Genomic DNA, 11,347 nt, shown 5'->3' on the forward strand with positions numbered 1-11,347 from the left:
CCTTGCCCACCAGGTGCAGCGTCCCGCCTCCGCACAGCATCGGGAACACCGCCGTGTGCCCAAGGTCCGCAGCCAGCGTCGTCACCGACGCGAAGCTCATTCCTTCTGTCAGTCGCAGCCGGCCCCGTATCGTCTCCACGTAGTTGGCCAACTGCCGGTGCTCCACCACCACGCCCTTCGGACGGCCCGTACTGCCTGACGTGAAGATGGCGTACACCGGGTTCTCACCCCGCACGCCCGACTCCACGCGCTCGGTGCTCCCGCCTGCCTCTTCCACTGCTTCAACGAGGATGGTGGTGCATCCCAGCCCCGCCACGTCCTCCGCGTACGCTCGCTGCGTCACCACCACCCGCAGGCTGGCGTCCTCCGCGATCGCCTTCACTCGCGCCGCGGGGAAGGACGTGTCCATCGGCACGTATCCGCCGCCCGCCTTGAGGATGCCCAGCATCCCCACGATGGACTCCACCGTGCGCTCCACGTACAGGCCCACCAGCACCTCGGGGCCCACGCCTTGCTTCACCAGCGCTCGCGCCAGCCGGTTCGCCTTCGCGTCCAGCTCCGCGTACGTCAACTGCCTCCCGTCCGCGACCACCGCCACCGCTCCGGGCACTCGCTCCACCTGCGCCTCGAACTGTGCGGCGATGCTCTCAGACGGCACGGCCTCCGACGTCTGGTTCCACGTCTTCAACACCTGCTGACGCTCGCCCTCCCCCATCAGCGACAGCGCTCCCACGGAGACGTCCGGGTTCGCGACGATGCCCTCCAGCAGCACCCGCAGGTGCCCCATCATCCGCTCCACCGTCGTCCGCTCGAACAGGTCGGCTCGGTAGTCGCTGACGCACACCAGCCCGATGCCGGTGTCCTTGAAGGACAGCGTCAGGTCGAGCTTCGCCGCGCCTTCATCCTTGCCCAGCGAGCGCAGCTTGAGCCCCGGCAGCTCGATGGACGCCGCGGGCGTGTTCTGGAGCGACAGCTTCACCTGGAACACGGGCGCGTGGCCCAGGCTGCGCTCCGGGTTGATTGCCTTCACCAGCTCCTCGAACGGCAGGTCCTGGTGCGCGTACGCCCCCAACGCCGTGTCTTTCACTCGGCGCAGCAGCGTCCGGAACGTCGGGGCGTCGTCCAGCCGCGTGCGCATGGCGAGCTGGTTGACGAAGAAGCCGATGAGGCCCTCCGTCTCCGCGTGGTTGCGGTTCGCGATGTCCGTGCCCACCACGATGTCCGTCTGCCCGCTGTAGCGCGACAGCAGCACCTGGAAGCCCGCGAGCAGCGTCATGTACAGCGTCGCGCCCTCCTGCTGGCTGAGCGCCTGGAGCTTCTCCGACAGCTCCTTCGGGAACTCCGTCGGCACCGTCCCCGCGCGGTGGGTTCGCACCGTCGGACGGCTCCAGTCCGTGGGCAGCTCCAACAGGCGCGGCGTGTCCCTCAACTGCTCGCGCCAGTACGACAACTGCGCTTCCAGCGCATCACCCTTCAGCCAGCCGCGCTGCCACGCCGCGTAGTCCGCGTACTGCACCGGCAGCTCCGGCAGCGGCGAGGGCCGGCCCGCGTGGAACGCCTCGTACAGGGCAGCCATCTCCCGCATGAAGATGCCCATGGACCAACCGTCGGAGACGATGTGGTGCATGGTCAAAAGCAACATGTGCCGGTGCGCGTCCTGACGCAGCAACGTGGCGCGCACCAACGGACCGCGTGACAACACGAACGGACGGCGCGACTCCTCCAGCGCGCGCTGCTCCAACCGCGCTCCCGCCTCCTCCGGCGTCAGCGTCCCCAGGTCCACCACTTCCAGCGCCACGTCGGGCACGCCGGAGATGACCTGCACCGGCTCGCCCGCGTGCACGCCGAACGCCGTGCGCAGCGACTCATGGCGACGGAGGATCTCCTGGAACGAACGGCCCAGCGCGGGCACGTCCAGCGCGCCCTCCAGGCTCACCGTCAACGGGATGTTGTACGCGAGGCTCCCCGGCTCCAACTGGTCCAGGAACCACAGGCGCTGCTGCGCGAACGACAACGGCAGCGGCTGCTCGCGCGACACCGGCACCAGCGGCGGCACCTCGGGTCCCGAAGCCTCCACGTGCGCGGACAGCCACGCGGCCAGCGCGGCCACGTTGGGCATCTCGAAGAACGCCCGCACGGGCAGGTCCACGCGGAAGGCCTGCCGGATGCGCGACACGGCCTGCGTCGCCAGCAGCGAGTGGCCACCCAGCTCGAAGAAGTCCGCCGTCCGCCCCACGCGCTCCAGGCCCAACAGCTCCGCCCAGATGCCCGCGAGCGTCGTCTCCACGCCCGGACGGGGCGCGGCCTCCTCCGGCTCCGCCGCCAGCCGCTGCAGGTCGGGCCGGGGCAGCGCCTTGCGGTCCACCTTGCCGTTGGGCGTCAGCGGCAGCGCGTCCAGCGACATGACCGCCGACGGCACCATGTACTCCGGCAGCCGCTCCTTGACGAACCGGCGCAGCGCCTCCGCGTCGACCGTCTCCTCCTCCTGCGGCACCACGTAGGCCACGAGGCGCTTCTGGCCGGGCACGTCCTCGCGCGCCACCACCACCACGTCCCGCACGGTGGAGTCCTGGCCGAGCACCGCTTCGATTTCACCCAGCTCGATGCGGAAGCCGCGCAGCTTCACCTGGTGGTCCGCGCGTCCCGCGAACTCCAACTGGCCGTCCGCGCGGTAGCGCACCACGTCGCCCGTCCGGTAGAGCCGACCTCCCGGCTCGCCACCGAAGGCGTCCGGCACGAAGCGCTCGGCCGTCAGGTCCGGGCGCTCCAGGTAGCCACGCCCCACGCCCACGCCGCCGATGAACAGCTCGCCCAGCACGCCCATGGGCACCGGCTGCCCGGCCCCGTCCAGCACGTACAGCCGGGTGTTCGGGTACGGCCGACCGATGCCGGGCCGCCCCTCGCCCGGCGCGCACTCGGCGCTCGTCGCCGTGACGCTGATCTCCGTGGGGCCGTAGCAGTTGACGAACCGGCGTCCGACGCCCCAGCGCTCCACGAGTTCGGACGGCAGGGCCTCCGCGCCGGAGATGATCGTCTGGAGCTCCGGCAGCGCTTCCTGAGGCAGCGCCGCGAGCACCGGCGGCAGGAGCACGGAGGTGGTGATGTGCTGGTCGCGCAGGAGCGCGGTCAGCTCCGGTCCCGGCAACAGGGCGTCGCGCGACACGAGCACCAACGTGCCTCCGCCCGCGAGCGTGCCGAAGATCTCCAGCACGGACGCGTCGAACCCGAACGCGGTGAACTGGAGGACGCGCCGGCCTGGCTGGATGTCGAAGTCCCCCACCGTGCGCAGGATCGTGTTGCGGATGCCCCGGTGCTCCACGAGAACGCCCTTGGGGCGGCCCGTCGAACCGGAGGTGAAGATGACGTAGGCCGCGTTGCGCGCGTCCGTCAGCGACGGGGGATTCTCCTTCGACTTGCGCGCGATGACCGCCGCTTCCGCGTCCACCGACAGGAGCCACTCGCCGCGCGAGGGCACCTCATCCGCCAGCGTGTCCTGCGTCACCACCACCGGGACCCGGGCGTCCTCCAACATCGCGCCCAGTCGCTCGGAGGGATAGGACGGGTCGAGCGGCACGTACGCACCGCCCGCCTTGAGCACGCCGAGCAACGCCACCACCAGCTCCAGCGAACGCTCCAGGCACACGCCCACGCGCGTCTCCGCGCGCACGCCCAGGCCGCGCAGGTGCCACGCGAGCTGGTTGGCCCGCGCGTTGAGCTCACGATACGTCAGCGCTTCGCCCTGGAACTCCACGGCCACCGCGTCCGGAGTGCGCTCCACCTGGGCCTCGACGAGGCCGTGCAGCCCGCCGTCCTCAGGCAGCAAGAGCGCGGTGTCGTTCCAGTCCTCCAACAGCGTGCGGCGCTCCTCGACGGACAGCACGGCGAGCGAGGAGACGCGCGCCGCGGGCTCCGCCACCGCGGACTCCAGCAGGGCGCGCAGCCGCGTGGACATGCGGTCCATGGTGGCCGCGTCGAACAGGTCGGTGCTGTAGACCCACTGGCACGACAGGCCCTGCGGCGTCTCCGTGATGGAGAGCGTCAGGTCCAGGTTCGAGGAGACCGACTCGGCGCCCGAGGCGCGGAAGGTCAGCCCCGGCAGGTCCAGCGCGGACGTGGGCGTGTTCTGCAGGATGAGCTTCACCTGGAACAGCGGCGCGTGCGCGAGGCTGCGCTCCGGGTTGAGCGCCTTCACCAGCTCCTCGAACGGCAGGTCCTGGTGCGCGTACGCCCCCAGCGCCGTGTCCTTCACCCGGCCCAGGTGCGCAAGGAAGGTCGGGTCGTCCTCCAACCGCGCGCGCAGGGCGAGCTGGTTGATGAAGAAGCCGATGAGCCCTTCGGTCTCCGCGTGGTGGCGGTTCGCGATGTCCGCGCCCACCACGATGTCCGTCTGCCCGCTGTGCCGCGCCAGCAACACCTGGAAGCCCGCGAGCAGCGTCATGTACAGCGTCGCGCCCTCGCGCTGTCCCAGCGTGCGCAGGGCCTGCGTCAGGCGCTCCGGGAGCATCCGGTGGAGGATGGCGCTGCGCGTGCCCTGCACCGCAGGACGCGGCCGGTCCGTGGGCAGCTCCAGCAGGCGCGGGGCGCCTCCCAGTTGTCCGCGCCAGAAGGAGAGCTGCGCCTCCAGCGCATCGCCCTTCAGCCAGCCGCGCTGCCACGCCGCGTAGTCCGCGTACTGCACCGGAAGCTCCGGCAGCGTCGAGGGCTGGCCCGTGCGGAACGACTCGTAGAGGGACGTCACCTCGCGCACGAGGACGCCCATGGACCAGCCGTCGGAGATGATGTGGTGCTTGGCCAGCAGGAGCAGGTGCTGCCGCTCGCCCAGTTGGAGCAAGGTGGCCCGGAACAGCGGCCCCCGGCCCAGGTCGAAGGGCCAACGCGACTCCACGCCCGCGACGCGCCGGGCCTCCAGCTCGCGCTCGCCCTCCTCCAGCACGCGCAGGTCCACTCGCGCGAGCACCTGCTCCGGCACGGGCGCGATGCTCTGCACCGGATCCTGGCCCACGGCCTGGAACGTCGTGCGCAGCGACTCATGCCGCCGCACCAGTTCCAGGAACGCGCGCTCCAGTGAGGCCACGTCCAGCGTGCCCTCCAGCCGGAGGGCGGTGAACATGTTGAAGGCCGTGGAGCCGGGCTCCAGTTGATCCAGGAACCACAGGCGCTGCTGCGCGAACGACAGCGGCAGCGGCCCCGTGCGCGCCACGGGCAGGAGCGGTGGCGCCTTCGCGCCCAGCGCGGCGGCATCCACCTTCAGCGCCAGCTCCGCGACCGTGGGCGCCTCGAAGAGGGCTCGCAGCGGCAACTGCACGCCCAGCGAGGAGCGGATGCGCGAGATGGCCTGCGTCGCCAGCAGCGAGTGGCCACCCAGCTCGAAGAAGTTGTCGCGCGTGCCGACGCGGCCGACGCCCAGCACCTGGGCCCAGTCCCCCGCGAGCACCTCCTCCGTCGGCGTCCGGGGTGCCACATACGTGCCCGAGACCTCCACGCCCGCCTCACGCGGCTCCGGCAGGGCCTTGCGATCCACCTTGCCGTTCGCGGTGAGCGGCAGCGCTGGCAGGACCACGAAGGCCGACGGCACCATGTACTCCGGCACCGCGTCCTTCAGCGCCGAGCGCACGCTCGCGATGTCCAGCCCCTCGCCCACCACGTACGCCACCAGCCGCTTGTTCCCGGCGCCCTCGCCGCGCGCCACCACCACGCTCTCGCGCACGCCCTCGCAGCGGCCCAGCGCCGCCTCCACTTCCGCCAGCTCCACGCGGAAGCCCCGCACCTTCACCTGCGTGTCGCCACGCCCCAGGAACTCCAGCACGCCGTCCGCGCGCCACCGCGCCAGGTCGCCCGTGCGGTACATGCGGCTGCCCGGAGGGCCGTAGGGGTTCGGCAGGAAGGCCGCCGCCGTCAACTCAGGCCGGCCCAGGTAGCCGCGCGCCAGGCCGTCACCGGCCGCGTACAGATCTCCCGCCACGCCCACTGGCACCGGCTGCCACTGCCCGTCCAGCACGTACACCTGCGTGTCACCAATGGGGCGGCCGATGGGCACCGTCGCGCCCACGTCCTCCGCCGTCTCCATGCGGTGGCTGCTCGTGAAGAGCGTTCCTTCCGTCGGCCCGTAGCAGGCCGTCACCGTCACGCCCAACACCTCCAGCGCGCGCTTCACGTGCGGCGCCGATACCACGTCGCCACCCGTCAGGAGCTGCTTCACCCCGCGCAACCCCTCCAGGTTGCCCTCCACCATCTGCGTGAAGAGGCCGGCCGTCAGGTGCAGCACCGTGACGCCGTGGCGCTTGAGCACGCCTTCCATCTCCTTCACGTCACCCACGGGGACCGGCGGATAGACCACCAGCCGCGCCCCGTTCAGCAGCGCGCCCCAGATCTCCAGCGTCGATGCGTCGAAGGACACCGGCGCCACGAGCAGCAGCGTGTCGTCCTCACCCAGCCGCGCGTAGTTGGGGTTGAGCACCGTGCGCAGCACGCCCGCGTGCTCCGTGCACACGCCCTTGGGCCGGCCCGTGCTGCCCGACGTGAAGTCCACGTAGGCCAGGTTGCCGCCTCCAACACCGCTCACCACCGGAGTCGTGGGCTGGCGCGAGAGCGCCTCGCGCTCCTCCTCCACGCACAGCACGTCCAGGCCATCGGTGGGCAGCCGCGCCCCCAGAGCACGCGTCGTCACCAGCACGCGGGGACCGGCCTCCGACAACATGAACGCCAGACGGTCGCGCGGGTAGTCCGCCTCCAGCGGCACGTAGGCGCCGCCGGCCTTGAGGATGCCCAGCAGCGTCACCACCAGCTCCACGCCGCGCTCCAGGCACAGCGCCACCCGCGACTCCGGGCCCACGCCACGCGAGCGCAGCAGGTGCGCGAGCTGGTTGGCCCGCGCGTCCAACTGCGCGTACGTCAACTTCTCATCCGCCGTCTCCAGCGCTACCGCGTCCGGACGACGCGCCACCCGCGCGGCGAAGACGTCCCCGATGCTCGCCTCGCGGGGGTACTGCGAGGCCGTCTGGTTCCACTCCACCAGCACCTGCCGCTGCTCTTCCGCGGACAGCACGCCCACCTGCCACACGCGCCCCGACTCCGCCGCCACCAGGCCTTCCACCGCGCGCCTCCACTGTCCCAGCAGCCGCTCGATGGCCGCCGTGTCGAAGCGCGGCGTGTCGAACGCCAGCTTCAGGAGCAGCTCGCGGCTGGGGCTGGAGGACGCCGTCAGCGGGAAGTTGCTGCGCTCGCTGCCCTGGACGTCGCGCACCTCCAGCACGCTGGCGCGCTGGCTCAGCGTCGAATCGATGGGGTAGTTCTCGAAGACGAAGAGGCTCTGGAACAGCGGCGTGCCGCGCGGCACCTTGCTGAAGCCCTGCACCCGCACCAGCGGGCTGTGCTCGTACTGGCGCAACTCCAACTGACGCTCCTGGAGCTGGCGCAGCCATGGCACCACCGGCTCATGCGCCGTCACCGGCACGCGCACCGGCAGCGTGTTGATGAACATGCCCGTCATGCGCTCGACGCCGGGCAGGTCGGACGGCCGGCCTGACACGGTGGCGCCCAGCACCACCTCCGCCTCGCCGCTGTGCCGTGAGAGCACCAGCGCCCATGCCGCCTGCACCACCGTGTTCAACGTGAGCTGGTGGCGCTTGACGAACGCATCCACCTCCACCGTGGAGGCCGCGGACAGGCGGATGGACTTCTCCGCGTGGTCCTGCGCGTGCAGCTTCGCCTGGGCCGCGCGGTCGTCGTACGGCAACGGTGTGGGGGCGTGAATGCCAGCGAGCTCGCGCTTCCAGAACGCATCCGTCCGGGACGCGTCCTGCCGCTGGAGCCAGCCGATGAACTCGCGGTACGGCACCGCGCGCTCCGTGGGCACCGCCAGTCCCTGATCCATCGCGCGGTAGAGGCTGAACAGCTCCTGGATGAGCAGCGACATGCTCCATCCGTCCAGCAGCAGGTGGTGGATGCTCCACAGGCAGCGCAGTACCTGCTCATCCAGCCGGACGACGGTCAGCCGCAAGAGCGGCGCGTGCCCCACGTCGAAGCCCCGCGTGCGGTCCTCCACCAGGTACTGCTGGAACAGCTCCTGCTGCTCCTCGGAGGACAGGCCGCGCCAGTCCAGCTCCCGCCACGGCAGCTCCGCTGACGCGTGCACCACCTGCAACGGCTCCGGCAGCCCGTCCCACACGAAGGACGTGCGCAGGATGGTGTTTCGCGCCACGAGCAGTTCCCACGCGCGGCGCATCACTGGCAGGTTGACGGTGCCGTGGAAGCTCCACGCCATCTGCTCGCAGTACATGCCCGAGCCGGGCTCCAGGAGCGCGTGGAAGAGCATGCCCTGCTGGAGCGGAGACAGCGGATACACGTCCTCCAGGCCAGGGGCGCCCGTCTGGAGGCGCGCGAGGCCCGGCGCGTCCAGTTTCGCCAGCGGGAAGTCCGCGGGCGTGAAGCGCTTCGCGTCCTCCGACGTGCGGTTGGCGATGAGGCTTCGCAGCGCCCCGAGGAACGACTCCGCCAGGGCCTCCACGGTGGCGCGCCCATGCACGTTGGAGCTGTACGACCACGACAGCTCCAGCCGGCCGTTGATGATCAGGCCGTTGAGCTCCAGCAGGGCGGTGCGCAGACCGCCCTCGCCCTGCCCGGGGCCCGCGGGCTCCTTGGCGAGGCCGAACATCGACTCCCCGGCGGCCATCGCGTCGAACTGGCCCAGGTAGTTGAAAGCCACCTGCGCGGGGGGCACCGCCCTCAGCTTCGCGGCCTCCTCCCCGTCCCCCAGGTAGCGCAGGACGCCGTACCCCAGGCCCTTGTTCGGCAGGCGCCGCAGCGTGTCGCGCACCGCGCGCAGCCCGTCGCCCAGCGAGCCTCCCTTGGGAGCCGTCAGCAGCACCGGATACACGGCGGTGAACCAACCGACCGTGCGCGAGATGTCCGCGTCCGCGAACAGCTCCTCGCGTCCGTGGCCTTCCAGGCTGATGCGCACGCGAGGCTGCCCCGTCCAGCGCGTCAGCGCCTGCGTGAGCGCCGTCAGCAGCACGTCGTTGATGTGGGCCCGGTACGCGGCCGGCACCTCCTGCAACAGGGCGCGCGTCTCCTCCACCTCCAGCACCGAGCGGACGCTGTCCGTCGACGCGAGCGTGTTCGGCCCCGAATGGTCCACCGGCAGGGGCAGGACCTCCTGGGTCCCCTCCAGCCAGAACGCCCGCTCCGCCTCCAGCTCCGGGCTGCGGGCATGGGCTTCCAGCCTGCGCGCCCACGCCTGGAACGACGTCGTCTTCGACGGCAGCGCCACGGGCACGCCGCGACGAAGCTGCTGGTACGCGGTGTTCAAGTCCTCCAGCAGCACGCGCCACGACACGCCATCCACCGCGAGGTGGTGGATGACGAGCAGCAGGCGCTCCGTGCGGCCCTCGCCGCGATCGAACAGCATGGCGCGCAGGAGCAGGCCTTCATCCAGGCGCAGACCCTGGTGCAACCCGGTGGCGGCTGCCTGGATGGCCCGCCGCTGCGCGTCCTCGTCCCCCTGGAACTCGGAGACGTCCTGACGCCGCAGGGACATGGGCTGTTCCAGGCCCGCGTTCTCCTGCATCCACCCGGAGTCGCCGCGCACGTAGCGCATGCGCAGGGCGTCGTGGTGCTCCACCAGCCGCGCCAATGCCTTCTCCAACAGGCCGGCGTCCACGCGCTGCCGCGCTTCGATCATCACCGCCTGGTTGAAGTGGTGCGGCTGGGTCAGGTCCCGTTCGAAGAACCACGCCTGGATGGGCGTGAGCGGCAGGGGCCCGCGCACCACGCCCTGCTCCGCCTGGGAGGCGAGCGCGGCGGTGGCCACCTGGGCCAGCTCCGCCACCGTCTGGTGCTGGAAGAGCTGCTTCGCCATCAGGCGCAGACCGGCCTGGTTGGCGCGCGAGATGATCTGGATGCTGATGATGGAGTCGCCGCCCAGGGCGAAGAAGTTGTCGTGGATGCCGACCTTCTCCACGCCCAGCACCGACGCCCAGATGGCCGCCAGCGTCTGCTCCTCCGGCGTCCGGGGTGCGACGAAGTCCTTGCCCGAATCCGGCCGCTCACCCTGCGGCGCCGGCAGCGCCTTGCGGTCCACCTTGCCGTTGGGCGTCAGCGGCAGGGACTCCAGCATCACGAACGCCGCCGGGACCATGTACTCCGGCAACAGGCCCTTCAACGCGGTCCGCAGGGCGTCCACCGTGGGACGCGTCGCCTCCGCGCCGCCCACGTACGCCACCAGCCGCTTGATGCCGGGCGTCTCCTCCCGCACCACCACCACGCTCTCCGACACGCCTTCGCAGCGGCTGAGCGCGGATTCCACTTCGCCCAGCTCGATGCGGAAGCCACGCACCTTCACCTGCGAGTCCAGGCGGCCCAGGAACACCACGCTGCCGTCCGGCAACTGCTTCACCTGATCGCCGGTGCGGTACAGCCGCGCGCCCGGCTCCGTGCGGAACGGGTGCGGCACGAACTTCTCCGCCGTCAGCTCCGGCCGGCCCAGGTAGCCCAGCGCCAGGCCGTCACCGCCGATGTACAGCTCGCCCAGCACGCCCACGGGCACCGGCTGGAGCGCCGCGTCCAGGACGTACAGCTCCGTGTTGGACAGCGGCCGGCCAATGGGCACCGTCACCGCGTCCTCGGCGAGCGCGTCCACCGCGTACCACGCGGCGAACGTCGTGCTCTCCGTGGGACCGTAGGCGTTGACGAACTTCCCCGGCGCGCCCTTCGCGAGCACCGCCCGCGCCGCGCCCGGATCCACCGCGTCGCCGCCCACGTGGAGCTGGCGCACCGTCTGGAACATCTCCGCCGACTGCGCCACCAACTGGTTGAAGAGCGCGGAGGTGACGAAGAGCGTGCTGATGCGCTCGTCGCGCAGGTACGCAGCGAACGCCGAGGGCGATAGCGCCACGTCCCGCGACATGCCCACCAGCCGGCCGCCGTGCAGGAGCGCGCCCCAGACCTCGAAGGTCGCCGCGTCGAACGACGCGTTCGACACCTGCGCGATGCGGTCCTCCGCCGTTAGTTGGATGAAGTTCGTCTCCACCACCAGGCGCACCACCGCCCGGTGCGGGACCCACACGCCCTTCGGCTTGCCCGTGCTTCCCGACGTGTAGATGACGTACGCCGGGTCCTCCGCTTCTCCGCTGCTCACCGGAGCGTGCGTCGGCTCCGCGTCCAGCGAGCCGTCGTCCAGGCCCACCACCTGCGACGCACCCTCCGGCAGCGCGCTTCGCAGCGACGCCTGCGTCACCAGCACCTCAACGCCCGCGTCCTCCACCATGAACGCCAGCCGCTCACGTGGGTATCCCGCGTCCAGCGGCACGTACGCCCCGCCCGCCTTGAGGATACCCAGCATCCCCTCCAC

Annotated in this window: 1 protein-coding gene; it reads right to left on the reverse strand. The window is 71.3% G+C overall.

The genetic code is table 11. From position 1 onward, the window contains the following. Positions 1-11,338 (reverse strand): non-ribosomal peptide synthetase (locus D7V88_RS32675; protein ID WP_120544539.1); only part of this gene is annotated, 11,338 nt, incomplete at its 3' end. Between the last annotated feature and the right edge of the window lie 9 nt (positions 11,339-11,347).

Source organism: Corallococcus terminator, assembly GCF_003611635.1.
Lineage (GTDB): Bacteria > Myxococcota > Myxococcia > Myxococcales > Myxococcaceae > Corallococcus > Corallococcus terminator.